This window comes from Achromobacter sp. B7, assembly GCF_003600685.1.
GTDB lineage: Bacteria > Pseudomonadota > Gammaproteobacteria > Burkholderiales > Burkholderiaceae_B > Achromobacter > Achromobacter spanius_B.
In genome coordinates this window covers 1090756-1116142 of the sequence record NZ_CP032084.1, presented here as the reverse complement: position 1 = coordinate 1116142, position 25387 = coordinate 1090756, and the positions used below count along the sequence as shown (strand labels likewise).

Below are 25387 nucleotides of genomic sequence, written 5' to 3'. Positions count from 1 at the left end.
CCTGCCGGCGCGCGGCGCGGCCTTACATCTTGACGATGTCCACGCCCTTGGGCGCGGTGAACTGGAATTCCTTGGCGGGCAGGCTGGGGTTGGCGGCAATGGACGACAGGTCCACGCGCGTCGTCTGGCCGAACGAATCCAGCAGCTCGACCCGCACGGGCAGGTTGTCTTTCATGCCGATGTCCACGCGCGAAAAGCCCGCATCCGCCGTGCGCGGCTTGGCGCGCAGCCAGTCCACGCCGTCCTTGGACGGCAAGGCCGACACATCAAACGACTGTTCCAGCGAACCCGATCCGAACAGGATCGCGGCCGGCGACGTGCCGATGGCGGCGTCCACCTTGCGTTCGGTAACCTGCGCCAGGTCGGGGTCAAACTGGAACAGCACGCGCCCGTCGGACACCACCAGCTGTTCATAGGGCTTTTGCACCGCCCACTTGAACTTGCCCGGGCGCTGGAATGAAAACACGCCGGTCTGGGCAGGCTGCGTGCGGCCCTGGTTGTTCACGGTGTATTGCGAGAACGAACCGGTGGCCGAGGTGACCGTGGCCACGAACGACTTCAACTGCTCTTGCGCGCTGGCGGCGAACGTCAGCGCGGGCGCCAGGCTCAGGGCGGCGACAACGGCCAGGCGGTGAAACGTCTTCATCAGGCTTCCTCTCGGGCGGCGGCAGCGGCGGGGACCAGGATCTCGCGATTGCCATTGGACTGCATCGCCGACACCATACCCGATTGCTCCATCTGCTCCAGTAACCGGGCCGCGCGGTTGTAACCGATACGCAGGTGGCGCTGCACCAGCGAAATCGACGCGCGGCGATGCTTGAGCACCACTTCGCAGGCCTGGTCGTACATCGGGTCGGATTCCGCGTCGCCACCGATGCCGGTGACGCTGCTGGCGCCTTCGCCGTTATCGCCCTCGACGCCACCTTCCAGCAGGCCTTCGATGTAGTTGGGCTCGCCTTGTGCCTTCAGGCTTTCCACCACGCGGTGCACTTCATCGTCGCTGCAGAACGCGCCGTGCACGCGCACGGGCAAGCCGGTGCCCGGCGGCATGTAAAGCATGTCGCCCTGGCCCAGCAGGGTTTCGGCGCCCATCTGGTCAAGAATCGTGCGGGAATCGATCTTGGACGACACCTGGAACGCGATGCGCGTCGGGATGTTGGCCTTGATCAGGCCGGTGATGACGTCCACGCTGGGGCGCTGCGTGGCCAGGATCAGGTGGATACCGGCAGCGCGCGCCTTTTGCGCCAGGCGGGCGATCAGTTCTTCGATCTTCTTGCCCACCACCATCATCAGGTCAGCCAATTCGTCGATGACCACCACGATGGTGGGCAGCGGCGCCAGCGGCTCGGGCTGGTCGGGCGTCAGCGAGAACGGGTTCGGGATGGGTTCCTCGCGCTTGATGGCGTCGCGGATCTTGGTGTTGTAGCCCGCCAGGTTGCGCACGCCCATCTTGCTCATCAGGCGATAGCGCTTTTCCATTTCGCCCACGCACCAGTTCAGCGCGTTGGCGGCCTGGCGCATGTCAGTGACAACCGGCGCCAGCAGATGCGGAATACCTTCGTAGACGCTCATTTCAAGCATCTTCGGGTCAATCAGGATCAGGCGCGTGTGCGAAGCGTCGGCCTTGTACAGCAGGGACAGGATCATGGCGTTGATCCCCACCGACTTGCCCGACCCCGTGGTACCCGCCACCAGCAGGTGGGGCATCTTGGCCAGGTCGGCCACGACCGGGTTGCCGGCAATGTCCTTGCCCAGCGCCATCGTCACGACGGAATGGCTGGCGTGATAGGTCTGCGACCCCAGGATTTCCGATAGGCGGACCATCTGGCGGCGCGGGTTGGGCAATTCCAGGCCCATCAGGTTTTTGCCGGGTATGGTTTCCACCACCCGGATACTGACCAGGCTCAAGGCGCGCGCCAGGTCTTTGGCCAGGTTGACGATCTGGCTGCCCTTGACGCCGGTGGCCGGCTCGATTTCGTAGCGCGTAATGACCGGGCCGGCCTGCGCCGCCACCACGGTGACCGACACGCCGAAGTCGGCCAGCTTCTTTTCGATCAGGCGCGAGGTGAATTCGATGGTTTCGGCCGACACCGTTTCCTGGTTGGTCAGCGGGGGGTCCAGCAGGCTGATCGCGGGCAGGTCGCCTTCGGCGCCGCCGGCGGGCGCGAAGAACAGCGACTGCTGCTTTTCCTTTTCGACCCGCTCGGACTTGGGCACCACCGTAATGGCGGGTTCGATCCGCACCGGCTGTTCGTGCACCAGTTTTTCCTGCTTGGCCACGACTTGCTCGGTACGCACGGCCTTGGCCACCTGGCCGACCTTGCGGTCTTCGCGAGCGGCGTAGGAATTACGGACGCGGCGCACCAGGCCTTCCAGCCAGGAGCCCACGCGTTCGGCCACCGCCAACCACGAAAAAGAGAAAAACAGGCTCAGGCCGATGGCCAGCATGACCAAAAAGGCCAGCGTGCTGCCCGTAAAACCGATGCTGCGGCTGATCAAGTCGGCCAGCGTGTGGCCGATGACGCCGCCGGCGCCGCTGGCCGTTTCGGACGCGCCGGGCAGGTGCGTGCCCCGGCTGGACAGGCGCAGGGCTTCCATGCCCAGCGACCCCACCAGCAGCAGGAAGAAGCCGATGCCCTCTTCCCAATGGACGCGCGGCAGCACTTCCGGTTGCTTACTGTTAGTTACCTTAAGCTGGCTGGCCAGGCGCCGGTAGCCCGCGCGAACCCGGTGCAGCAGCAGAATTACCCACCACCAGGCGGAAAAACCGAACAGGTAGAGCAAGATGTCGGCCAGGTAGGCGCCCAGGCGGCCGCCGTGGTTGCGCACCACGTCGCCTGGCACCGAGTGCGACCAGCCAGGGTCGGACGCGCTCCAGGTGGCCAGCACCAGAGTCAGCCAGGCCGCCAGGGCGGCAAATAGGATCCAGCGGGCTTCACGCAGCAACGCGGAGATACGCGTTTGTAGCGGCGAAGGCCCGTTGCGGGTGTTGCGCGAGGCGCGCGGGGAAGCAGTCGAGATACGCGGCATGCGGCTCATTATAATTGGGCGTTAACCTAAAGATACCCGCCCATGTCCACGCCCACGCACGCTAAAGTTTTGATACTCGGTTCCGGCCCCGCCGGTTACACGGCGGCCGTCTATGCGGCACGCGCCAACCTGAGCCCCGTCCTGGTGACCGGCCTGGCCCAAGGCGGCCAGTTGATGACCACCACGGACGTCGATAACTGGCCCGCCGACGCGGATGGCGTCCAGGGTCCGGACCTGATGCAGCGCTTCCAGAAGCACGCCGAACGCTTCAACACCGAAATGCTGTTTGACCACATCGCCAAGGTCGACCTGTCCAAGCGCCCGTTCACGCTGACCGGCGACACAGGCAAGATCTACACCTGCGACGCCCTCATCATCGCCACTGGTGCATCGGCCAAATACCTGGGCCTGCCCTCTGAAGAGGCCTTCATGGGCCGCGGCGTGTCGGGCTGCGCCACCTGCGACGGTTTCTTCTACCGCAACCAGGACGTGGTCGTGGTCGGCGGCGGCAACACCGCCGTGGAAGAAGCCCTGTACCTGTCCAACATCTGCCGCAAGGTCACCCTGATCCATCGCCGCGACAAGTTCCGCGCCGAGCCCATCCTGGTGGACAAGCTGATGTCCAAGGTCGAGAACGGCAACATGGAACTGAAGCTGTTCCATACGCTGGAAGAAGTGCTGGGCGACAACAGCGGTGTAACTGGCGTGCGCGTACGCCACGTGGACACCGGCGTCACGGAAGACATGCCGGTCACCGGCGCCTTCATCGCCATCGGCCACCAGCCCAACACGGAAATCTTCCAGGGCCAGCTGGAAATGAAGGACGGCTACATCGTCACCAAGAGCGGCTTGTCCGGCATGGCCACGATGACGTCCGTGCCCGGCGTGTTCGCCGCCGGCGACGTGCAAGACCACGTCTATCGCCAAGCCATCACCAGCGCCGGGACGGGCTGCATGGCCGCGCTGGACGCCCAACGGTGGTTGGAGAATGCGGGGCAGTAAGGTCGGCCTGGCCGACCTGAAACGCCTGAAGAAAGACCTGCAAACCGAGCGCGAACGCGAAGCGCTTGCCAAGCGGGTTGCCGCCATCAAGAAGCCTGAAACCGCCCCCATGGATGACATGGCGGCGTTTCAGCGCACGATGAAGTCCGTCACGCCGATCAAGCAGGACGCCCGGGTTGAACACAAACCCGTGGCGGAACCTGCCCCGGCGTTACGCCGGGCCAACGCGCTGGGCGAAACGCCGTCGCGCGCCGATGTGGGCGTATCCGATGGTGGCGAAATCACGCACCTGTTGTCCGAAGGCGGCACCGCCTTCGTGCGTGGTGACGCGGCGCCGGACACCGCGCGCAACCTGCGGCGCGGCCAATGGCGCGCGGGCGCTGAACTGGATCTGCACGGCCTGCGCGTCGAACAGGCGCGCCACGCGCTATTGTCGTTTCTGGACGAATGCCAGGACCATGGCATCCGCTGCGTGCGCATCGTGCACGGCAAAGGCTACGGATCCGAAGGGCTGGAGCCCGTGCTGAAAGACAAGGCGCGGACCTGGCTGGTGCAAAAGAACGAAGTGCTGGCTTTTTCCGAGGCCCCCGAACGCGAAGGCGGCGCCGGTGCGCTGCTGGTGCTGCTGCGGCAATCCGAAGGGTCGCGCAAATGAAATGGCTGTACCTGGGCGTGGCGATCATCGCCGAGATCTTCGCCACCAGCGCGCTAAAGGGTTCCGAAGGATTCACCCGTCTGGTGCCGTCGCTGATCACCGTGTGCGGCTACCTGATTTCGTTCTACTTCCTGTCTCTGACGCTGCGCGAGATCCCGGTGGGCATTGCCTATGCCATCTGGTCCGGCGTGGGCATCGTGCTGATCTCCATCGTGGGCGCGGTGCTGTTCAAGCAGCACCTGGACACGCCCGCGCTGGTTGGCATCGGCCTGATCATCGCCGGCGTGGTGGTAATGAACGTATTTTCGAAGTCGGTATCCCATTGACCGCGCCTGCCGCGGGGGGGGCAGCCGCTGGATGTGACGCGGAATTGTCCGGCGCGGCCTGCTGGCGCGTGGCCGGAATGCCGCTCTGGCGCCAATGGCTTGCCTGGCTGTGCTTTGTCAGCCTGGCCTGCCTGGGCGGCCTCTGGAGCGCCAACGCCATGGCGCAGGACTTCAACCGCGCCGCCGAACTCGTCCGCTACCGCGCCTGGTTCCAGGCATTCACCCACGATCTTGATGCGCTTGCCGCCACGCGCGGCCCGCTGACCGAGGCGCAGCTGGACGAACGCTTTGCGCGCTCCGTCGTGCCCGGTTCGCGCGCCGCCAGCTTCCTGCGCCAAACCTTCACGCGACGCGGCGACGACGGCTTGTACTATCCGCAAGCCGGGTCGCGCGCGGTGTTCACAGGCGTGCTGGCCACCGCCATCCCGGCCGGCCAGGGCGGCGTCTACCCCGAGACCACGCCCGCCGTCGATGTCGGCGATTTGACCGTCTGGTACCTGCACGTGGACGTGGGCGACATGGCCAATACCTACCTGCTGTCACCCGAGCATTTCAAGCCCTACCGGCTACCCCCGCCCGGCAAGCTGGAACGCGACGCCTACCCTTTCCTGCTGATGGACACGCGCGACAAGGCGTTGCGCCTGGGCGGCATCAGCAGCGAACTCTGGGGCCTGATCGTCTACCTGCACAATGCCGCCTATTGATCGCACCTTGCGCCTGCTGCTGCTGACCGGGCTGTCGTGCGCGTCCACGTGGGCGCACGCGCTGTGCCAGCCCATGGCGGCATCGGCCCAGCGCGAGACGGTGGTGGCCCAGGTACGGCTGGACGAAACCGCCACTTTGCTGGCGTTGGACGGCTCGCGCATCAAGACCTGGGAACCGCCCGTTGCGGTGCAAACGGGCACACGCGCCACGCCCGTCATCTGGGCCGAGCAGGTGGACTGGTCGGTGTATGTGACCGATCCGATGGCGAACGCCTCCCCTGCGTCTGGGGCCGCGCCGCCCGCCCCCATCGATGCGGGGTCCAAGGCCAACCCCATCGCCAACGCCACGCTCGGCCCCACCGTGCTGCGGTTCGAGCGCGGCCCCGACGGCGTCCGCCACCTGTGCGGCATCGCCCAATTCGACCCCGGCACCCTCCAGGCAGCGCAAGCCGCCGGGCGGCCCGGCCTGCCCAAGCCCGACTACGAAACCCGCTTTCAATACGACAGCGCCGGCCGGCTTGCGGCCTACGAAATGCGTTCTCGGAATGCGCAGGGCAAGCCCAACCCCTCGGCCTATTTCTGTCTGCGCTATGACAGCAACGGATGGCTGGCGGAACATGGCGCCAACGCTTGCAGCGACCCGTCTCGGCCGCTGATGCGCTATGTACACGATGCCGCCGGCCGGCTGCTGCGCACGATTTCGTATGTGGAAAACCAGGGCGATGCCCAGGAAGTCACCCAGTTCGATCAGCAAGGCCGACCCGCCCAGCGCTATCGTCGCCAACGGCTGGACTGGCACAACGAAAAGTTGATGCTGGGGCTGCCCTATCAGGAACGCCCATCCGAATTTGCCGTCTTGGTGTTGCCCGGCGCGAACTGGGCGGCGCCAGCCATGGAGTCGTATCACTACGACTGGGCCATCGTGCAGCCCAAGGGCGATGACGGCGACGTCTACGGCGCCAGGCGCGATCCGTCGTCCGTCCTGGCGCAGGGCAATAGCGGCCCGGACGGCCAATTCACCCTTAGCGTGGCGCAGCGCCGCCAAGTCTGGGAAGCGGCAGGGAAAAACCCTGGCGGCGTGCACTGGCTGTGGGCGCCGGGCCAGGTCTACACGCTATTGCAGACGCTGCCCCCAGGCGTGTGGGAAGCGTGCACCAACGCCGACAACCGGCAGGCGAATGCCTGCGGCGCCCCCTAGGAATTGTTGGGGGGCGGCAGCGAATCGCCGGGATGGCGCGCGCCCGGATGCCGCACATAATCCACCAGCGCCAAGGTGGCACGGTCCGGCGGCGGGGTCAGCAGCGACACCACGATGATCGTCAGGAAGGCCACCGGCGCGCCGAACACGCCGGCGGCAATCGGCTGGATGCCCCACCACAGGTCCACCGGCTGCGTGCGTGAAATGCCCAGCACCCATTCGCGCAACCACGGATGCGTATGCGTCATGTAGGCAAAGGTAACCAGCAGCCCGGCCGCCATGCCCAAGGTAGCGCCCCATTTGTTGGCGCGGCGCCAGAACACGCCCATAACCAGGGCAGGAAAGAACGACGAGGCCGCGAACGAGAACGCCGCCGACACCATGAACAGAATGTCGGCAGGCTTGCGCGCGGCGACCCAGGCCGCGCCAAACGCCACCACCAGCAACAGTATCTTGGACACCATTACCCGGCGCGCCGCCGACATGCGCGGCGACACCATCCGGTACCACATGTCGTGCGACAAGGAATTGGACAGCGTCAGCAGCAGGCCGTCGGCCGTGGACAAGGCGGCGGCAAGCCCGCCGGCCGCCACCAGGCCCGAAATCACATAAGGCAAGCCGCCGATCTCGGGCATCGCCAGCACCACCACGTCCGCCCCCATGCTGATCTCGCTTAGCTGCACGACGCCATCGCGATTGATGTCGGTCACGTCAAGCAGGTTGCTGTCGACCGCGCTCCAGGCATGCACCCAATTGGGCAGGCTGAGAAAGTTCGACCCCACCACCTGCGTATAGACCTCGTACTTGACCAGCAGCGCCAGCGCGGGCGCCATGAAGTACAGCAGCAGGATGAACAGCAGTGACCAGAACACCGATTTGCGCGCCTCGATCACCGAGGGCGTGGTGTATGAACGCATCAGGATGTGCGGCATGCCCGCCGTGCCCAGCATCAGGCACAAGACCAGCGCCAGGAAGTTGACGCGCATGTTGCGCTGTTCTTCGGGGTCTTTGGCGGGAAAGGGTTCCGCGTGAGGGGTGGCCGGGGCGGCCCGCGCCTCGAACGTGGCGCGCGCCTGCGACCACGCCACCCGCGCGTCTTCCACGCTGGCGGGGTAGGCGGCCAGCTCGCGCTCGGCCGAACGAATCTCGACCATCGGCGCATCCGACGCGTTCAATTGCGCCAGCCGGCTGCGCAGCTTGTCCTTTTCCAGGGTCCAAGATTCAGGCAGGGCCTGTACGCGCGACGCCATTTCATCGGCATGCTGCTGCCACAGCCGCCGCACCTCGATTTCGGAAGGATCGTTTTGCAGATAGATTTCTTTCTCGGTCACCTGCTGCAAGACCACGCCGGCCGACAATTGCGGCACCGGCATGTTCGTATGCTTGACCGACAGCCACACCACCGGCACAAGATAGGCGATGACCAGGATGATGTACTGCCCCACCTGCGTCCACGTTACGGCGCGCATGCCGCCCAGGAACGAACACACCAGCATGCCGCCCAGCGCCACGAAGATGCCCAGCTCGAACGAAATACCCGTCATGCGCGTGGTGATGATGCCCACGCCGTAGATCTGCGCGACCAGGTAGGTGAACGAACAGAGGATGGCGCAGGCCACGCCCGCCAGCCGGGGCATGTTGCCGCCGTAGCGCGCGCCCATGAAGTCGGGAATGGTGTATTGGCCAAAGCGCCGTAGGTAAGGCGCCAGCAACATGGCGACCAGCACGTAGCCGCCCGTCCAGCCCATGATGTAGGCCAGCCCGCCGTAGCCGGTCAGGTACAGGGTGCCCGCCACGCCGATGAACGATGCCACCGACATCCAGTCGGCCGCCGTGGCCATGCCGTTATAGATAGCGGGCACACGTCGGCCCGCCACGTAGTATTCGACCTGGTCCGACGTGCGGCAGACGATGCCGATACCGGCATACAGGCTGACCGTGACCAGCAGGAAAACGTAGCCGATCCAGTTGCGCGGCATCCCCAGGACCTCGGCCAGCGCCATCAGCAGGATCATCAGGGCAAAGCCGGCCGTGTACAGCACGTAGATACGGCGTAGCCGGATCTTGAATTCCTGTGGGGTATCTCCGCTGAACGGCATCAGCGGCCCCCGCCGGCGCGATCGCCGTTGCCGGGGGTGTTGCCGTTGCCGTTGCCGTTGCCGTTGCCGTTGCCGCCCGCAGGGGTCCCCACTTCAGCGCCCCCTCCACTGCCCGCATCGAGCGCCGCCTCGGCGGCTTCGTCGGCGCGGTTCATGACCCGCGCGTAGACGCCAACGATGATCAGATATGCCAACGGCGCGCCATAGGCCGCCATCCAGAACGCGAAGGGCCATCCGATGAAATCAAAGCTCAGGCTGCGCGCGAAGAATGCGGGCACGAACGTCAGTGCCGCCCAGACCACAAGCAGCAACAGAATCAGCCGCAGATTGCGGCGCCAATAGGGGGTGGCGATAGGCGGGGAAAGAGATGCGCGGGATTTCGGCATAGCTAGGATGTTTTCAGACCCTATCTGGATAGCGCGAAACGCTGCGTCTGAAAAGCCCTTGCGGATGAAATCCAGGCTTTTTATGCGACAACGGCTGGCACTCTTTGGTGCCAGCCGTTGTGCGTTTTGCTTTTTTTGAGTACTGCTTTACTTTTTTTATGTACCGGTGCCGCCGGTATTTGCCCATGCAGGGCTTTGTCTCCTCACCTGCATGGGAAGAGATTCTGCACCAAGTGCGGGAATGCCACACTAGGGGAATGCCCTAAGACGGAGCATTCATTTACATATTCCCCGCACCACAACGGTGCCATTTGACCGGAAAGTTCTAAATATTGGGATTTTTTGGCAAAAAAGCCGGAATTGAGCCGAATTCAGGAATCTGGCGCGTCCCGCAATATGACGGCCGCGCCCGCGCCATGCCCGGAATCGGGCGCGCCGGTCCGGCCCATCAGCCCCCCGGTCCGCCCCGGACGCCGCGCCATTTTTATTTCTTGTTTACACCCGCCCGCCCAACCTATATCCCGTTTTTACCCCCCGCTCCGTAACCTGCCGGTGTCCTGATTGGTCACCTGGCCTGCCCCGGCGCGCATCCGCCTTTGCCGCGCAGGCCCGTCGTTCGAAGGGAGCGCTGCTCCCGGGAGGAAAAACGTGGATGCCATCTATATCGCCGCCTTCGCCGTCATGGCCGGCGCGACGCTAGCCCTGCTGCAATTTTGCGCAGCCCTGTCCGGGGGAGAGCCGTCATGAACTGGCTTTACTGGCTTAGCGGCCTGACCGCGGCCGTGCTGTTCGTCTACCTGTTGGTGGCGCTGTTCAAACCGGAGAAATTCTGATGACCGCCGAATTCGTCGGATTGCTGGCCTTGTACCTGGCAATCCTGCTTGCGATCGCGCCGCTGCTCGGGCGCTACATCCGCGTCGCCATGGAAAACGGGCAATCCAGGCTGACCGCCTGGGGCCGCCCGCTGGAGCGCGGCATCTACCGGCTTGCGGGCATTGATCCACAGGCCGAAATGGGTTGGAAGCGCTACGCCGTGGCCGTGCTGGTGTTCAACATGGTCGGCATCGCGGTCGTCTATGGCTTGCAGCGCTTGCAAGGCATGCTGCCGCTGAACCCTGCCGCCCTGGGCGCCGTCAGCCCGGATTCCGCGCTGAACACCGCGATCAGTTTTGTCAGCAACACCAACTGGCAAGGCTATGGCGGCGAATCCACCATGAGCTACCTGACGCAGATGCTGGCGCTGACGGTGCAGAACTTTGTCTCGGCCGCCACCGGCATCGCCGTGCTGTTTGCGTTGATACGCGGCCTGTCGCGCCACTGTTCGGCCACGGTGGGCAACTTCTGGGCGGACATGGTTCGCTGCACGATGTACGTGCTGCTGCCGCTGTCGTTCGTGCTGGCGCTGTTGCTGGTCAGCCAGGGCGTCATCCAGAACTTCAGCCCGTATCAAGACGTGCAGACGGTGCAGGCCCTGCACTACGAACAGCCGCGCGTGGGCGCCGACGGCCAGCCGGTGCTGGACGCGTCCGGCCAGGCCGTGACCGACCCGGCCGTCACCTCGACACAAACGTTGGCGATGGGCCCCGTGGCCTCGCAGGAAGCCATCAAGCTGCTGGGCACCAACGGCGGCGGCTTCTTCAATGCCAATTCCGCGCACCCGTTCGAGAACCCCACGCCGCTGGCGAACTTCATGCAGATGCTGGCCATCTTGATGATTCCCGCCGCGCTGTGCTTCACCTTTGGCGAAATGGTGGGCAGCCGTCGGCAGGGCATCGCCATCCTGGCCGCGATGACGGTGCTGTTTGCCGCGTTTGCGCTGACCACCGCCTACTTCGAACAGCAGCCCAACCCCATGGCGGCGCAAGCCGGCGCGGACAGCGCCATGACGGCCCTGGCGCCGGGCGGCAACATGGAAGGCAAGGAATCGCGCTTCGGCATCGCGGCCACGTCGCTCTTTGCCATCATCACCACGGCGGCATCGTGCGGCGCGGTGAACGGCATGCACGATTCGTTCAGCGCCATGGGCGGCCTGCCGCCGATGTTGCAGATGCAGTTGGGCGAAGTGGTCTACGGCGGTGTGGGCTCCGGGCTGTACGGCATGTTGGCCTTCGCCGTGCTGGCGGTGTTCATCGCCGGCTTGATGATCGGACGCACGCCCGAATACCTGGGCAAGAAGATCGAAGCCTACGACATGAAGATGGTGTCCATCATCATCCTTGTCACCCCCTTGCTGGTGCTGGGCGGCACCGCGCTGGCCGTGTCGGTATCGGCGGGCCAGGCGGGCGTGCTCAATCCGGGCATCCACGGTTTTTCGGAAATCCTGTACGCACTGTCATCGGCCGCCAATAACAACGGCAGCGCGTTTGCCGGGCTATCGGCCAACACGCCTTTCTACAACGTGCTGCTGGGCATCGCGATGTGGTTTGGCCGCTTTGCCGTGATCGTGGCGGTGCTGGCCATGGCCGGCTCGCTGGCGGCCAAGCGGCGCCTGCCCGCCGGCCCCGGCAGCATGCCCACCACCGGCCCGCTTTTCGTCGTGCTGCTGATCGGCGCGGTGCTGCTGGTGGGCGCGCTGACGTATGTGCCCGCGCTGGCCCTGGGGCCGGTCGCTGAACACCTGCAACCTTGAATGCAACAGGCTAGGAAACAACATGGCCAAGATTGAAATGCAAACCTCAAGCGCAGGCGGCGGCGCCGCCCGCGCACCCGACGTCACCCCCCAAGAGCGCCCGTTCGGCATGTGGTCCCGATCGCTGGTCGCGCCCGCGCTGCTGGACAGCCTGCGCAAGTTGTCGCCCGCCGCGCAACTGAAAAACCCCGTCATGTTCGTGGTGTACGTGGGCAGCATCCTGACCACCGTGCTGTGGGTCATGGCCCTGCGCGGCCAGGCCGAAGCGCCCGCCGGCTTCATCCTGGCCATCGCCGTTTGGCTGTGGTTCACGGTGTTGTTCGCCAACTTCGCCGAGGCCCTGGCTGAAGGCCGCGGCAAGCAGCAGGCGGCGACGCTGCGCGGCTTGCGCACCACCATCAACGCGCGCCTGCTCAAGAACTTTCACGATGCCGACGCCCGCGACGCACATCCCGATCAATGGCGCGGCCAGGCCGTCAGCCAGGCTTCGGGCCTGCTGCGCCGAGACGACGTGGTGCTGATCGAAGCGGGTGAAACCATTCCCGGCGACGGGCAGGTCATCGCGGGCGTGGCCTCGGTGGACGAAAGCGCCATCACCGGCGAGTCGGCGCCCGTCATCCGTGAATCGGGTGGCGACTTCTCTTCCGTCACCGGCGGCACGCGCGTGCTGTCCGACTGGATCTTCGTGCGCATCGCGGCCGACCCCGGCGAGAGCTTCCTGGACCGCATGATCTCCATGGTGGAAGGCGCCAAGCGCCAGAAGACGCCCAACGAACTGGCGCTGACCATCCTGCTGGTCGGCCTGACGGTGGTGTTCCTGCTGGTGGTCGTGACGCTGATGCCCTTCTCCATCTACGCGGTCAGCGCGGCGGGCGGCGGTGCGGCGGTGACCGTGACCGTGCTGGTGGCGCTGCTGGTGTGCCTGATCCCGACCACCATCGGCGGCCTGCTGTCGGCCATCGGCGTGGCGGGCATGAGCCGCATGATGAGCGCCAACGTCATCGCGACCTCGGGCCGCGCGGTTGAAGCGGCGGGCGATGTCGATGTACTGCTGCTGGACAAGACGGGCACCATCACCTTCGGCAACCGCCAGGCGTCCACCTTCCTGCCCGCCCCGGGCGTGTCGGCCCGCGAATTGGCGGACGCGGCACGGCTGGCTTCGCTGGCCGATGAAACGCCCGAAGGACGCAGCATCGTGGCGCTGGCCGACAAGACCACGCACGCCCCCGCCACGCGTGTGGAAGACGCGGAGTTCGTCCCGTTCACCGCGCAATCGCGCATGAGCGGCGTGAACCTGGGCGAACGCATGATCCGCAAGGGCGCGATAGACGCCGTACAGTCCTGGCTCAAAGCGCTGGACGCCAACGTGCCCGACGCCGTGTTGCATCAAGCCGAAGACGTAGCCCGGCGCGGCAGCACGCCGCTGCTGGTCAGCGACGGCAATCGCGCGCTGGGCGTGGTCGAGCTGAAAGACATCGTCAAGCCGGGCATCCAGTCGCGCTTTGCCGAACTGCGCCGCATGGGCATCAAGACGGTAATGATCACCGGCGACAACAAGCTGACCGCCGCGTCCATCGCCGCCGAAGCCGGGGTGGACGACTTCCTGGCCGAAGCCACGCCCGAGGCCAAGCTGAAGCTGATCCGCGCCTATCAAGCCGAAGGCCGGCTGGTGGCGATGACGGGCGACGGCACCAACGACGCGCCCGCGCTGGCGCAAGCCGACGTGGCCGTGGCGATGAACTCGGGCACCCAGGCCGCCAAGGAAGCGGGCAACATGGTGGACCTGGATTCCAACCCCACCAAGCTGATCGAGATCGTTGAAATCGGCAAACAGATGCTGATGACGCGCGGAGCCTTGACCACGTTCAGCGTGGCCAACGACGTGGCCAAGTACTTCGCCATCATTCCGGCCGCCTTCGCCACCGTGTATCCGCAGTTGAACGTGCTGAACATCATGCAGCTGGCCACGCCAGCCTCGGCCATCTTGTCGGCCGTGATTTTCAACGCGCTGATCATCGTGGTGCTGATTCCGCTGGCCCTCAAGGGCGTGCGCTATCGGCCGCTGGGCGCCTCGGTGCTGCTGCGCCGCAACCTGCTGATCTACGGCCTGGGCGGCCTGCTGGTCCCGTTCGTCGGCATCAAGCTGGTCGACATGGTGCTGGCCGCGCTGGGGTGGGCCTGACGCCCGCGCCGGCCTGGCGCGGCCCGGCCCGGCCTGGCGTGGCCTGGCGTGGCCTGGCGTGGCCCGGCCCGGCCCGGCCCGGCCCGCAACATAAGCACGTAGCCCACGTCTGTCATGCCGCCGACATAACCCGCACCCATTCACTACCCGCCCCCGGCGCGCGCCTCGCGCACGCCGGTGAGCCCGCCCAGAGCCTGCCTCATTCAAGGAATTCATCATGCAAGCCACAACTTCCCCAAACGCAGCCGCCACTGCCCCCACCCCGGCCCGCCAAGGCGGCATCCTACGCCCCGCGCTGGTCGTCTTTGCCGCGCTGTCGCTCGTGACCGGCCTGGCCTACCCCTTCCTGACGCGCGGCGTGGCCGCCGTGGTGTTCCCGCACGAGGCGGCCGGCTCGCTCATCACGCAGGGCGACAAGGTCGTCGGGTCGGCGCTGATCGGCCAGGCGTTCAGCGAACCGCGGTACTTCTGGAGCCGGCCGTCGGCCACCGCGCCCATGCCGTACAACGGCGCGGCCTCCGGCGGGTCCAACCTGGGCCCGCGCAACCCCGCGCTGGCACAAGCCATCCAGGAACGCATCGCGGCCTTGAAGGCGGCCGATCCGGACAACCCCACGCCGGTGCCGGTGGACCTGATCACCGCGTCCGGCAGCGGCCTGGACCCGCACATCAGCCCGGCCGCCGCCAACTATCAGGCCGCGCGGGTGGCGCGCCTCCGCCATCTGCCGCGCGCGCAGGTCGATGCGTTGATCCAGGCGCACACCGAAAAGCCCTGGATCGGCGTGCTGGGTGACCCGACCGTCAATGTGTTGACGTTGAACCTGGCGCTGGATGCATTGCGCCCTGCGCCATGACGGCGCGGCGTATAGTAGCGCCAGCCTTTTCCACCCCACACTTTGCGCTTCATGGCTGACATTGCTGGCGAGCGTCCCGATCCCGACGCGCTCTTGAAAACGCTGGACGACGCCGCGCGCCAGGCGGTGCGCGGCAAGCTTCGCGTGTACTTCGGCGCATCGGCCGGCGTGGGCAAGACCTACGCCATGCTGGTGGCCGCCCGCGCGCAAGCCGAGCAAGGCGTGCACGTGCTGGCCGGCATCGTCGAAACCCACGGCCGCCGCGAAACGGCAAGCCTGCTGGATGGCTTGGCAACGCTGCCCTTGAAAGACGTGGCGTACCGGGGCCACGTGCTGCGCGAATTCGACCTGGACGGCGCGCTGGCCGCCCGGCCCGCGCTGGTGCTGGTGGACGAGCTGGCGCATTCCAACGCGCCGGGCTCGCGCCACGCCAAGCGCTGGCAGGACATCCACGAATTGCTGGCCGCCGGCATCGACGTCTGGACCACGCTGAACGTGCAGCATCTGGACAGCCTGAACGAAGCGGTGGGCAGCATCACCGGCGTGCGCGTGTGGGAAACCGTGCCGGACGAGGTCTTCGACACCGCCGACGAGGTCATCCTGGTGGACCTGTCGGCCGACGAACTGCTGCGGCGCCTGAAAGAAGGCAAGGTCTATCTGCCCGAGCAGGCGCGCCACGCCACGCGCAATTTCTTTCGCAAGGGCAACCTGATCGCGCTGCGCGAACTGGCCTTGCGCCGCACCGCCGACCACGTGGACGACGACGTGCAGGCCTATCGCCGCGACCGCGCCATTGATTCGGTGTGGCGCACGCGCGAAGCCGTGGTGGCCTGCATCGGCCCGGACGCGGACGCCGAATACGTGATCCGCAGCGCGCACCGCCTGAGCCAGCAATTGGACTGCGACCTGCACGTGGTCACCATCGACACGCCGCGCGCGGCGCCCACCCCCCAGGCCCAGCAAGACCGCATGCAGCGCAGCCTGGCGCTTGCCGACGGCCTGGGGGCGCGCACGGAAACGCTGCCCGGCGGCGACATGGTGGATGCCGTTGTGCGCTACGTGCGTCGGCACAACATCACCAAGGCCGTCGTGGGGCGCACCCGCGCAAGCGGCCTGCAACGGCTGCGCGTGTCGCTATCCGCCTTGTTGTCGGCGGCGCTGGCGCCGGGCTGGCTGTGGCGCCGCCACAGCTTTGCCGACATGCTGGCCGCGGGCTGCCCCGAAATCGACATCATCCGGTTGGGCGCACCGCCCCTGCCCGCCAGCGCGGCGCCAGGGCGCGACCCGCTGACGCTGGGGCACCGCGCACGCACGCCAGCCGATGACCGCAACACCGCGCCGTGGTCGGGCTATGCGTGGGCGCTGTGCTATTGCGCGGCCGCCACGGGCTTGTCGATGCTGGCGTTTCCGGCGCTGCACCAGACCAACATCGTCATGCTGTTCCTGCTGGCGGTAGTGGCCGTGGCGCTGCGTCACGGGCGAGGCCCGGCCGCGCTGGCGTCCGTGGTCAGCGTGGCGTTGTTCGACTTTTTCTTCGTGCAGCCGCTGGCATCCTTTGCCGTGTCGGACGTGCAGTACCTGCTGACGTTCGCCGTGCTGCTGGCCGTGGGCCTGCTGATTGGGCAGCTGACGGCCGGGCTGCGGCTACAGGCGCAGGTGTCGGTCAAGCGCGAAGCGGACGCGCGCAGCCTGTACGAATTCGCGCGCGAGCTGTCGTCGGCATTGTTGCCGGAACAAATCGTGGCGCTGGCTGGCGCATTCGTGCACGCCACGTTCGGCTCGCGCTGCGCGCTGTATATCCTGGGCCTGGACGACCGCCTGAAGCTGGCCTCGCCCGCCGCCGACGATATGCCGGCGCTGGAGTCCGCCTTGGCCCAATGGGTGTATGACCATGGCCAACCGGCCGGCGCGGGCACCGCCACGCTGTCCAACAGCGACCTGCTGTACCTGCCCCTGAAAGCGCCGATGCGCACGCGCGGCGTGCTGGCCCTGGCCGCGCCGCGCCGCAGCCTGTTCACGCATCCCGACGCGCGCCGCCAGATCGAGGCCTACGCCACGCTGATCGCCATTGCGCTGGAGCGACTGCACTATGTCGAAGTCGCGCAGCAGGCACTGGTCAGCATGGAATCCGAACGGCTGCGCAATTCGCTGCTGGCGGCGGTGTCGCATGACCTGCGCACCCCGCTGACCAGCCTGGTCGGCATGACGGACACGCTGACGCGCCGGCCGGGCACGCTGCCGGACGATGTGCAGGACACCATTCGCGCCATGCGCGACCAGGCGCAGCGCATGCATGCGCTGGTGGTCAATCTGCTGGACATGGCGCGGCTGCAAAGCCATGACACGCCGCTGCGCCTGGAATGGCAGTCCATTGAAGAACTGGTGGGCGCGTCGCTGGCCGCCATGCGCGAGCCGCTTGCCGCGCACCACGTCACCGTCGCGCGCCTGTCCGACCTGCCGCTGGTGGAATGCGACGGCGTGCTGATCGAACGCGTGCTGTGCAACCTGCTTGAAAACGCCGCCAAGTACACGCCGCCCGGCAGCACCGTGCACATCCACGCGGCGGTGCACGATGACTCGCTGCGCGTGGCCGTCTGCGACAACGGCCCGGGCGTTACACCGGGCGCCGAGCGCCGCATCTTCGAAAAATTCACGCGTGGCGACCGCGAATCCGCCACCCCCGGCGTGGGCCTGGGCCTGGCGGTATGCGAAGCCATCATCCTGGCCCACCACGGCCGTATCTGGGTGGAGCACACGCCGGGCCAGGCCCATGGCGCGCAGTTCGTCTTCAGCCTGCCGCTGGGCACCCCGCCCGACGTCCAGCCCGAATCCACTGAATCCCCCGATTCCCCCAATTCCCATTGAAAGCGCCTTTTGCATGTTCGACTACCAGCCTACCGTCCTGATCATTGAAGACGACGCCAACATCCGGCGCTTCGTACGCCAGGCCCTGGAAAGCGAGGGCTGCGCCGTGCACGAGGCCGACACGGTAAAGCGCGGCCTGATCGAGGCCGGCACGCGCCAGCCCGACGCCATCGTGCTGGACCTGGGGCTGCCCGACGAAGACGGCATGACGCTGATCCGCGAGTTGCGCGGCTGGACGCAGGTGCCGGTGCTGGTCCTATCGGCCCGCAGCGCCGAGCCGGACAAGGTGGCGGCGCTGGACGCGGGCGCCGACGATTACCTGACCAAGCCGTTCGGCGTCAGCGAACTTCTCGCGCGGCTGCGCGTGCTGTTGCGCCGCCATGCGCGGGCGGGCGCGGCCAGCGCCGCCGAGATCAGCTTTGGCGACGTGCGCGTCGACTTCTCGCGGCGCGTCGTCGAACGCGGCGGCCAGCACGTGCACCTGACCGCCATGGAATACCGGCTGCTTGCCGCGCTGCTGGCGCACCGGGGCAAGGTCATGACGCATCGAGAACTGCTGCGCGACGTGTGGGGGCCGTCGCATATCGAAAGCAACCACTACCTGCGCATCTACATGGGGCACCTGCGGCAAAAGCTCGAAGCCGACCCCGCGCAGCCCGTGTTCCTGCTGACCGAGATCGGCGTGGGGTACCGCTTCGCGGGCTGAGCGGGGCAACGGATCGCGGTGACCGGGATGTAGTGAACGTGGATGTAATCAACGTGTCTGCGATCGCCGTGCCTGTGATCCACATTGACGCGATCTTTACGCGTGCCGCCCGTGTCTTGTCTCGCGCTTTATGCCGATCCTCCTATTGTTGCCATCCGTTCAACAGCAGGAGCATTCCATGTCCCGCAATTCCTTGGCCGCGCTGGCGTTGCTGACGCTGGCCGCCACCGCCCAAGCCAATGACGCCCCGGTCGCCACCGCCGCCCCCGACTTCACTTTGTCCGCAAACCTCGGCCTGACGAGCCAATACCGCTATCGCGGCCTGATGCAGTCGGACAACAAACCCGCCGTGCAAGGCGGCTTCGACCTTGCCCACCGCAGCGGCTTTTATCTGGGCAACTGGAATTCCAGCATCAGCTGGCTCGGCGACAGCAACCCCGACGTTTCCGCCCCCGTGGAAATGGATTTCTACGGCGGCTACAAGGGCAATGTGGCCGATGGCGTGCCCGTGGACCTGGGTGTCTTGCAGTACTACTACCCGGGCGATTTCCCGTCCGGCTACACCAGCCCCGACACCACCGAACTCTACGCCGGCATCGGCTATGGCCCGGTCATGTTCAAGTATTCCATTGCCATGACCAACCTGTTCGGCTTTGCCGACAGCAAATACAGCCAATACTTCGACCTGAGCGCCAACGTCGACACCGGCGTGTGGGGCCTGACCCTGAACGCCCATGCCGGCCGCCAGATGGTGAAAAACGTGGACAACGGGTCGTATACCGACTGGAAGCTGGGGCTGACCAAGGACTTTGGACAAGGCCTGTCGGTATCGCTGGCCTACCTGGACACCAACGCGGATCGCGCCGTCTATACCAACACCCGCGGTCGCGACATGGGCCGCGCGACAGGCGTGCTGTCCTTGACCAAAACCTTTTGATCCCCCCGGGCGTTGACGCGATTTTTACGCGCCGCGCCCGCTTTTATCGGCGGGGTTTACGGCGCCCTTCCTATAGTGGAATCGTCATCAACCAACCGATACGCGGTCGCCGCAAGCAGCGCCTTCCGCCCCGCCCCCGCCATGATCGCCCAACCCAATTCCTCTGGCCCCGCCTTGCTTGCCCCCTTTCCCGCGCCTGCTCAGGCGCGCAACGAACAGGTGGCGCTGACGGTCAGGATCGATACGCTGGATGCCTTGAACGTGCGCCTGGCGCTGCATCGGGCCCTGGGCACGCGCATCGGCATCTATTTGCTGTCGGTGGACCACGCCCGCGCGCAAAGCACGCTGCAATTGCAATGCAGCCGGGACCAACTGGATGAGATGATGCAAGCCGTCATGCGTGGGCTGCCGCAGGCCGAATTCGGCACCGTGCGCCCGGCCGCCACCCTGACGGGGCAATAACCATGGACATGCCCGTCACCCCCCGCTTTGAAGGCATCTGGCTGCCGATGATCACGCCGCTGCGTGGCGGCTATGTAGACGCGGACGCGGCCCAGGCGCTGGCCCGCTATTACCGCAACGCGGGCATCGCCGGGCTGGTGCTGTTCGGGTCCACCGGCGAAGGCAACTTGCTAAGCCTGTCCGAAAAGATCGACATGGCGCAGGCGATCAACAGCGATCCACACGCGCTGCCGCTGGTGTTCGGCGCGGGCGGCGTGGACACGCGCGGCGTGGCCACGGCCATCCGGCGCCTGGACAAGCTACGGCCGGCAGGCTATCTAGTGCCGCCGCCTTATTATCTGGGCCCATCGCAGGCGGGCATTCTTTGGCATTACCGGCAGATCGCCTGGGCCACCGATCGCCCCATCATCCTGTACAACATCCCCAAGCGCACCGGCGTGACGATGACGGTGGAAACCATGGAAACACTGGCGTCCTTGCCCAATTTTTCGGCGGTGAAGGAATGCGATGCGCCCGTGCTTGCCGCCCTGAATGCGCGCGGCAAGCTGGATGCGCTGTGTGGCGACGACTTGTCCTTGCTGGACCACTGGCTGGCCGGCGGACACGGCGCCATACCGGCCGCCGCGCATCTGTTTCCCGAACGCCACGTTGAAATCATGCGGCTGGCGCGCGCGGGCCAGGCCGACGCCGCCCGGGCGCTATTCGAACCGCTGCGCGCGTTGATCCGGCTGCTGTTCGCCGAACCGAACCCCGCGCCGATCAAGCGTGCGCTGGCCATGCAAGGGCTGATCGCCGACGAACTGCGCATGCCCATGATGCCCGCCAGCCGCGAGATCACGCCACGGCTGCAACGAGCACTGGGCGCAATGCAGGCGCTGCCGAGCCGCTTGCAGACAGCTTGAATACCGACACGGCGCGCGCCAGGCCGTCGGCCTGATCGTGCAGGGTCGAGGCCGACGCGGCAAACTCTTCGACCAGTGCGGCGTTCTGTTGCGTCACGCTGTCCAGATGCGTGACGGCCTGGTTGATCTGTTCGATGCCCGTGCTTTGTTCAGCCGACGCCGTGGCGATTTCCCCCATCAACGGCGCGCTGGTGGCCGCCGATTCCAGCACGCTGCCCATCGTGGCGCTGGCCTGTCCCACGCGTTCGCTGCCGCGCGCCACCGAATCGGACGAGGCTTCGATCAGGTCCTTGATTTCTTTGGCGGCCGTGGCCGAGCGCTGCGCCAAGGCCCGCACCTCGCCCGCAACCACCGCAAACCCACGCCCCTGCTCGCCCGCGCGCGCGGCTTCCACCGCCGCGTTCAGGGCCAGGATGTTGGTCTGGAACGCAATGCCGTCGATCACGCTGATGATCTCGCCGATGCGCTGCGAGCTGTGCGAGATCTCGCGCATGGCGTCGATGGCGTGCTGCGTTTCTTCGCTGCCCTGACGCGCCAACTTTGCCGACTGCGCGGCCAGCGCGCTGACTTCGCGCACGTGTTCCGCGCTTTGGCGGGCAGTAGCCGTAATCTCTTCAACGCTGGCCGCCGTCTGTTCCAGCGCGGCCGCCTGTTTTTCTGTGCGATCCGACAGGTCCAGGCTGCCCGCCGCGATCTGGCGCGAGGCCGCCGCGATGGACCCGGTCGATTGCACGATGCTGCGCAAGGCCACTTCCAACCGTGTCTGCATGCGCCCCATGGCTTCGAACAGCTGCCCGATCTCGCCACGATGGTTGCTGGACACTTCGCCAGCCAGATCGCCGTTGGCCACGCGTTCGCACAGCGCCACGGCCTCGTCCAAGGGGCGGATCACATGGGTGTGGAAAAAACGCAGCGCCGCCAACAGCAACAACACCAACAGACCGATGGTGGCCCCGCCCTGACGCCAAAGCGTCTGGTAGAACGCGGCGTCCACATCGTCTACATACAGGCCCGTGAAGATCAGCCAGCCCCATTCCGCGTCGTAGGTTGCGTAACTGATCTTCGGCAGCGCCTCATCCGCGCCGGGGCGTGGAAAGCGGTAGTGCACATAGCCGCCGCCCGCCTTGCCGCCGGCATACAGCCGCTGGAATATGGGCAGCCCGTCCACGTCCTTGATGTCACGCACGTTGGTGCCCACCAATTTCGGGTCAGGGTGCACCAGCAAGGCGTAGTCATCGCCAAAAGCGCCCACATAGCCGTCGGCGCCATAGCGCAGCTGCGACAGGCGCCTGGCCACGTTGCGCTTGGCCTCGGCCAGCGGCATGCCTTCGCTGACGCTTTGCTTGCCGTTGCGCAAAATGCCGGCCGACAGGTCCAGCACGTGCCGCAGTTCCGTCTTGCGGTCCTCGACCATTTCACCCCGGCGCTGCCACGCATCCCAGGCGCCCAGCGCCAGCACGGCCGCGCCTATCGCGAAAACGAACCACAACAACTCTCTGCGCAGACTGGAGTTCTTCACCGGATTTCCTTGTAATGCTTGTCATGCCCACTGCGCGCCTGAAACGATAGACGGCAAAATGTGACTGTTTATGTATTGAGATTTGTCAGGATACGGAGAAGACGCAGGGTTTTCACCAAGCGCGCGCGGGCTTGTTGATCTGGCGCAAGCGCCGGGCGCAAAAAAAACGCAAGGCGCGAGACGCCTTGCGTTTTGTTTGGTGCGGGCCCGGCGGCTGGATGCCGGGTCGTCAGGGATGGGAGGTCATGGCCTCGGGGGCACCGCCGGCGGTGTCACTGGTTGCTTGGTCGGCCGCGGCGTCGTCAGCGCGATCAGCGTGACCACGATCAGCGAGTAATTGGGCACGCTGCGCATGTTGCGAAACATCATCTCCGTCAAGCTGAACGCGCAATAACCCAGGCAGAACAACAAGCCCAGCTGCGCTCCCACCCGTATCACGCGGTCGTCGCTGGCCATGCGCCGGAAGAAAACGGCGGCCGGCACCAGATACAAGGTCAGGATGGTCATCAAGCCCAGCAAGCCATATCCGGACAACGCACCCAGCATATCGTTGTGAGGCTCACCGAAGCCTTCAACCACCTCTTGCGTCACGATCCCCTGCGTCTGCAAGTGCCGCAGCTCTTCCCGGAACATGCTGGGGCCCACGCCCACGATGGGGCTTTTCTGGAACATCAGCAGCGACGCATGCCACAGCTGCAAGCGGATGCCAAACGAGGTATCGCGGTTGGACGACGTGGCAAACCCCTGCACGTCGGACGTGATCTCGTGCATGCGGCTGCTGAACGTCCAGATCGCGGCGGCGCTGGCGGCCAGCGCCACACACAGCGCCAGCGCGCAATACACCTTGTGACGACGGCTCCAGTTGCGCAGGCCCAGCAGGAATACCAGCGCGAGAATCGGCAGCAACATCCAGCTGCTGCGCGTCTCGGACTGCCACGTGGCGTAGACGGTCAGCAGCACCACCGCCAGCTTCACCGCCATTTCGATGCGCGGCCAGCGCGTACAGGCGCCAAAGCCCATCGACAGCAAGGTCATGCCGCCCAGCAGCAGAGTCAGGTTGGCGAACGCCACCGCGTTATAGCGCCCGCCCACGTCCACCATGCCGTTGCGGCCCACCGTCGCCATCGTGACGATCAGCAGCATGGCCCCGCCGAAGGCGCCCACCAGCACGCTCCATTGCACCGCCTTCAACCACGGGCGCGGCGCACGCAGCAGCAGCCACAGCACCGGCAGCGCCAAGGCGAAGCGCAACAGCTTTTCAAGTTCTGAATTGCTCCACACGCCGCGCACCGCCGACGTGATGAACATACAGGCCAGGGGCAGCAGCAGCACCAGCGACATGGGCCACAAGGCCCGGAAGTCCATGGGTTCGTAGCGCTTGACGGCGTTCACGGCCAGCGCGGTCAGCGCAATCAGCGCGCTCAGATAAAGAACGGCGGGGCCGCCCACCGGGCTGGTCAACGCCAGCGCGGGAACCAGCAATACAAGCCAGGTGGCTAGGGATACATATAGTCGGGGCACAGCGATCAACCTGGAAAGAGCAGCGTAAGCGCCAGCGCGCTTCATGCGGATACGTTAGACAAAACCCGCCCGCCATGACGGCGGGCGGGTTCAGCGGACCACCTTGATACGAACCGCGGATTTACATGTTTTCGATCATGACCTGGCCGAAGCCCGAGCACGACACCTGCGTCGCCCCTTCCAGCAGGCGGGCAAAGTCATACGTGACCTTCTTGGACAGGATGGACTTTTCCATGCTGGAGATGATCAGGTCGGCCGCTTCGGTCCAGCCCATGTGGCGCAGCATCATTTCGGCCGAGAGGATTTCGGAACCGGGGTTCACGTAGTCCTTGCCGGCGTACTTGGGTGCGGTGCCGTGGGTGGCTTCGAACATGGCCACCGAATCCGACAGGTTGGCGCCCGGGGCGATGCCGATGCCGCCCACCTGCGCGGCCAGCGCATCCGAGATGTAGTCGCCGTTCAGGTTCAGCGTGGCGATTACGTCGTATTCGGCCGGACGCAGCAGGATCTGTTGCAGGAAGGCGTCGGCGATCACGTCCTTGACGATGATCTCGCGGCCCGTCTTCGGGTTCTTGAACTTGCACCACGGGCCGCCGTCGATCAGCTGCGCGCCAAATTCCTTTTGCAGCAGCTCGTAGCCCCAGTCCCGGAAGCCGCCTTCCGTGAACTTCATGATGTTGCCCTTGTGCACCAGCGTCAGCGACGTGCGGTCGTTGTCGATAACGTACTGCGCGGCCTTGCGCACCAGGCGCTCGGTGCCTTCGCGCGACACCGGCTTGATGCCGATGGACGAGGTGTTCGGAAAGCGGATCTTCTTGACGCCCAGCTTGGTCTGCAGGAACTGGATCAGTTCCTTGGCCTGTTCGCTTTCGGCCATGTATTCGATGCCGGCATAGATGTCTTCCGAGTTCTCGCGGAAGATCACCATGTTGGTCTTTTCGGGTTCGCGCACCGGCGAAGGCACGCCCTTGAAGTACGCCACCGGGCGCAGGCAGACGTACAGGTCCAGTTGCTGGCGCAGCGCCACGTTCAGCGACCGGATGCCGCCGCCCACCGGGGTGGTCAGCGGGCCCTTGATGGACACCACGTAGTCTTTGACGACTTCCAGGGTTTCATCGGGCAGCCAGACGTCCGGGCCGTAGACCTTGGTGGCCTTCTCGCCGGCATAGACTTCCATCCAATGGATCTTGCGCTTGCCGCCGTAGGCTTTTTGCACCGCGGCATCGACAACCTTGATCATCACCGGGGTGATGTCAGCGCCCGTGCCGTCGCCTTCAATGAAGGGAACGATGGGCTGTTCAGGCACATTCAGCGAGAAATCAGCGTTGACCGTGATTTTCTGGCCGCCAGCGGGAACCTTGATATGTTGGTAGGACATGAATGCTCCATTTGCTCCGGGTGGTTTTTCTGC

The 25387-nt window shown here is 65.7% G+C and carries 20 protein-coding genes and 1 pseudogene; 14 read left to right on the top strand and 7 right to left on the bottom strand.

The window, feature by feature from the left end:
• Positions 1 to 22: 22 nt before the first annotated feature.
• Both lolA and DVB37_RS05010 read right to left on the bottom strand, forming a co-directional pair.
• Positions 23 to 646, bottom strand: coding sequence for an outer membrane lipoprotein chaperone LolA (lolA, locus tag DVB37_RS05015; protein ID WP_046803384.1), 624 nt, complete (start codon positions 644 to 646; stop codon positions 23 to 25).
• The gene (locus DVB37_RS05010; protein WP_120154118.1) at positions 646 to 3030 is read right to left on the bottom strand and encodes a DNA translocase FtsK; all 2385 of its coding nucleotides are present in this window, start codon (positions 3028 to 3030) and stop codon (positions 646 to 648) included. The genes lolA and DVB37_RS05010 overlap by 1 nt, the downstream gene beginning before the upstream one ends.
• A 42-nt stretch (positions 3031 to 3072) precedes the next feature.
• Here DVB37_RS05010 and trxB point away from each other — a divergent pair, with 42 nt between their 5' ends.
• From trxB to DVB37_RS04985, 5 genes are all read left to right on the top strand, one after another.
• Positions 3073 to 4032 carry a thioredoxin-disulfide reductase gene (gene trxB / locus DVB37_RS05005; protein WP_104143627.1) on the top strand — a complete coding sequence of 320 codons (960 nt, stop codon included), beginning with the start codon at positions 3073 to 3075 and terminating at the stop codon, positions 4030 to 4032.
• The gene (locus DVB37_RS05000; RefSeq protein ID WP_046803387.1) at positions 4019 to 4687 is read left to right on the top strand and encodes a Smr/MutS family protein; all 669 of its coding nucleotides are present in this window, start codon (positions 4019 to 4021) and stop codon (positions 4685 to 4687) included. Before trxB ends, DVB37_RS05000 begins: the two co-directional genes overlap by 14 nt.
• Positions 4684 to 5013, top strand: a complete 330-nt coding sequence (locus tag DVB37_RS04995) for a multidrug efflux SMR transporter (RefSeq protein ID WP_046803388.1) — start codon at positions 4684 to 4686, stop codon at positions 5011 to 5013. The genes DVB37_RS05000 and DVB37_RS04995 overlap by 4 nt, the downstream gene beginning before the upstream one ends.
• 77 nt (positions 5014 to 5090) lie before the next feature.
• Positions 5091 to 5717 carry a hypothetical protein gene (locus tag DVB37_RS04990; RefSeq protein ID WP_120154116.1) on the top strand — a complete coding sequence of 209 codons (627 nt, stop codon included), beginning with the start codon at positions 5091 to 5093 and terminating at the stop codon, positions 5715 to 5717.
• The gene (locus tag DVB37_RS04985) at positions 5704 to 6915 is read left to right on the top strand and encodes a hypothetical protein (protein WP_120154114.1); all 1212 of its coding nucleotides are present in this window, start codon (positions 5704 to 5706) and stop codon (positions 6913 to 6915) included. Before DVB37_RS04990 ends, DVB37_RS04985 begins: the two co-directional genes overlap by 14 nt.
• On the opposite strand, the gene DVB37_RS04980 is transcribed toward DVB37_RS04985, so the two are convergent.
• Together DVB37_RS04980 and DVB37_RS04975 are read right to left on the bottom strand one after the other, a co-directional pair.
• The gene (locus DVB37_RS04980; protein ID WP_120154112.1) at positions 6912 to 9014 is read right to left on the bottom strand and encodes a sodium:solute symporter family protein; all 2103 of its coding nucleotides are present in this window, start codon (positions 9012 to 9014) and stop codon (positions 6912 to 6914) included. The genes DVB37_RS04985 and DVB37_RS04980 overlap by 4 nt on opposite strands.
• A 116-nt stretch (positions 9015 to 9130) precedes the next feature.
• Positions 9131 to 9400 (bottom strand): annotated as a pseudogene (locus tag DVB37_RS04975) (DUF4212 domain-containing protein); the annotation flags it as partial.
• Positions 9401 to 10143: 743 nt separating this feature from the next.
• Between DVB37_RS04975 and kdpF the strand changes: the two are divergent.
• From kdpF to DVB37_RS04930, 9 genes are all read left to right on the top strand, one after another.
• Complete coding sequence (kdpF, locus tag DVB37_RS04970) at positions 10144 to 10233, top strand: K(+)-transporting ATPase subunit F (RefSeq protein ID WP_046803392.1); 90 nt, start codon at positions 10144 to 10146, stop codon at positions 10231 to 10233.
• Positions 10233 to 12029: a potassium-transporting ATPase subunit KdpA gene (gene kdpA / locus DVB37_RS04965; RefSeq protein WP_104143622.1), complete on the top strand. Its 1797-nt coding sequence runs from the start codon at positions 10233 to 10235 to the stop codon at positions 12027 to 12029. Before kdpF ends, kdpA begins: the two co-directional genes overlap by 1 nt.
• 22 nt (positions 12030 to 12051) lie before the next feature.
• Positions 12052 to 14211 carry a potassium-transporting ATPase subunit KdpB gene (gene kdpB, locus DVB37_RS04960; RefSeq protein WP_104143621.1) on the top strand — a complete coding sequence of 720 codons (2160 nt, stop codon included), beginning with the start codon at positions 12052 to 12054 and terminating at the stop codon, positions 14209 to 14211.
• A gap of 217 nt (positions 14212 to 14428) precedes the next feature.
• Positions 14429 to 15064, top strand: coding sequence for a potassium-transporting ATPase subunit KdpC (kdpC, locus tag DVB37_RS04955; RefSeq protein WP_046803395.1), 636 nt, complete (start codon positions 14429 to 14431; stop codon positions 15062 to 15064).
• Positions 15065 to 15115: 51 nt separating this feature from the next.
• Positions 15116 to 17929 carry a sensor histidine kinase KdpD gene (locus DVB37_RS04950; RefSeq protein ID WP_120157390.1) on the top strand — a complete coding sequence of 938 codons (2814 nt, stop codon included), beginning with the start codon at positions 15116 to 15118 and terminating at the stop codon, positions 17927 to 17929.
• A gap of 13 nt (positions 17930 to 17942) precedes the next feature.
• On the top strand, positions 17943 to 18635 hold the full coding sequence (gene kdpE, locus DVB37_RS04945) for a two-component system response regulator KdpE (RefSeq protein WP_120154110.1): 693 nt from the start codon (positions 17943 to 17945) through the stop codon (positions 18633 to 18635).
• Positions 18636 to 18813: 178 nt separating this feature from the next.
• Complete coding sequence (locus tag DVB37_RS04940; protein ID WP_120154108.1) at positions 18814 to 19572, top strand: TorF family putative porin; 759 nt, start codon at positions 18814 to 18816, stop codon at positions 19570 to 19572.
• 141 nt (positions 19573 to 19713) lie between these two features.
• Positions 19714 to 20034: a hypothetical protein gene (locus DVB37_RS04935; RefSeq protein ID WP_240434039.1), complete on the top strand. Its 321-nt coding sequence runs from the start codon at positions 19714 to 19716 to the stop codon at positions 20032 to 20034.
• Positions 20035 to 20036: 2 nt separating this feature from the next.
• Positions 20037 to 20936: a 4-hydroxy-tetrahydrodipicolinate synthase gene (locus DVB37_RS04930; protein WP_120154106.1), complete on the top strand. Its 900-nt coding sequence runs from the start codon at positions 20037 to 20039 to the stop codon at positions 20934 to 20936.
• Here DVB37_RS04930 and DVB37_RS04925 read toward each other — a convergent pair.
• From DVB37_RS04925 to icd, 3 genes are all read right to left on the bottom strand, one after another.
• Positions 20869 to 22455: a methyl-accepting chemotaxis protein gene (locus DVB37_RS04925; protein ID WP_120154104.1), complete on the bottom strand. Its 1587-nt coding sequence runs from the start codon at positions 22453 to 22455 to the stop codon at positions 20869 to 20871. The two genes, DVB37_RS04930 and DVB37_RS04925, sit on opposite strands and share 68 nt — an antisense overlap.
• A 243-nt stretch (positions 22456 to 22698) precedes the next feature.
• On the bottom strand, positions 22699 to 23976 hold the full coding sequence (locus tag DVB37_RS04920; RefSeq protein WP_162941162.1) for an O-antigen ligase family protein: 1278 nt from the start codon (positions 23974 to 23976) through the stop codon (positions 22699 to 22701).
• Positions 23977 to 24097: 121 nt separating this feature from the next.
• Positions 24098 to 25354, bottom strand: coding sequence for an NADP-dependent isocitrate dehydrogenase (icd, locus tag DVB37_RS04915; RefSeq protein ID WP_006217809.1), 1257 nt, complete (start codon positions 25352 to 25354; stop codon positions 24098 to 24100).
• Between the last annotated feature and the right edge of the window lie 33 nt (positions 25355 to 25387).

Excerpts from the sequence above, each read along its gene's own strand:
- DVB37_RS04935 (WP_240434039.1), top strand. The coding sequence starts at position 19,714 with ATGATCGCCCAACCCAATTCCTCTGGCCCCGCCTTGCTTGCCCCCTTT.
- icd (WP_006217809.1), bottom strand. The coding sequence starts at position 25,354 with ATGTCCTACCAACATATCAAGGTTCCCGCTGGCGGCCAGAAAATCACG.
- DVB37_RS04980 (WP_120154112.1), bottom strand. The coding sequence starts at position 9,014 with ATGCCGTTCAGCGGAGATACCCCACAGGAATTCAAGATCCGGCTACGC.
- lolA (WP_046803384.1), bottom strand. The coding sequence starts at position 646 with ATGAAGACGTTTCACCGCCTGGCCGTTGTCGCCGCCCTGAGCCTGGCG.
- DVB37_RS04990 (WP_120154116.1), top strand. The coding sequence starts at position 5,091 with ATGCCGCTCTGGCGCCAATGGCTTGCCTGGCTGTGCTTTGTCAGCCTG.
- trxB (WP_104143627.1), top strand. The coding sequence starts at position 3,073 with ATGTCCACGCCCACGCACGCTAAAGTTTTGATACTCGGTTCCGGCCCC.
- DVB37_RS04940 (WP_120154108.1), top strand. The coding sequence starts at position 18,814 with ATGTCCCGCAATTCCTTGGCCGCGCTGGCGTTGCTGACGCTGGCCGCC.
- DVB37_RS05000 (WP_046803387.1), top strand. The coding sequence starts at position 4,019 with ATGCGGGGCAGTAAGGTCGGCCTGGCCGACCTGAAACGCCTGAAGAAA.
- DVB37_RS04995 (WP_046803388.1), top strand. The coding sequence starts at position 4,684 with ATGAAATGGCTGTACCTGGGCGTGGCGATCATCGCCGAGATCTTCGCC.
- DVB37_RS04950 (WP_120157390.1), top strand. The coding sequence starts at position 15,116 with ATGGCTGACATTGCTGGCGAGCGTCCCGATCCCGACGCGCTCTTGAAA.
- DVB37_RS04930 (WP_120154106.1), top strand. The coding sequence starts at position 20,037 with ATGGACATGCCCGTCACCCCCCGCTTTGAAGGCATCTGGCTGCCGATG.
- DVB37_RS05010 (WP_120154118.1), bottom strand. The coding sequence starts at position 3,030 with ATGCCGCGTATCTCGACTGCTTCCCCGCGCGCCTCGCGCAACACCCGC.
- kdpF (WP_046803392.1), top strand. The coding sequence starts at position 10,144 with ATGAACTGGCTTTACTGGCTTAGCGGCCTGACCGCGGCCGTGCTGTTC.
- kdpB (WP_104143621.1), top strand. The coding sequence starts at position 12,052 with ATGGCCAAGATTGAAATGCAAACCTCAAGCGCAGGCGGCGGCGCCGCC.
- kdpE (WP_120154110.1), top strand. The coding sequence starts at position 17,943 with ATGTTCGACTACCAGCCTACCGTCCTGATCATTGAAGACGACGCCAAC.
- kdpA (WP_104143622.1), top strand. The coding sequence starts at position 10,233 with ATGACCGCCGAATTCGTCGGATTGCTGGCCTTGTACCTGGCAATCCTG.
- DVB37_RS04985 (WP_120154114.1), top strand. The coding sequence starts at position 5,704 with ATGCCGCCTATTGATCGCACCTTGCGCCTGCTGCTGCTGACCGGGCTG.
- kdpC (WP_046803395.1), top strand. The coding sequence starts at position 14,429 with ATGCAAGCCACAACTTCCCCAAACGCAGCCGCCACTGCCCCCACCCCG.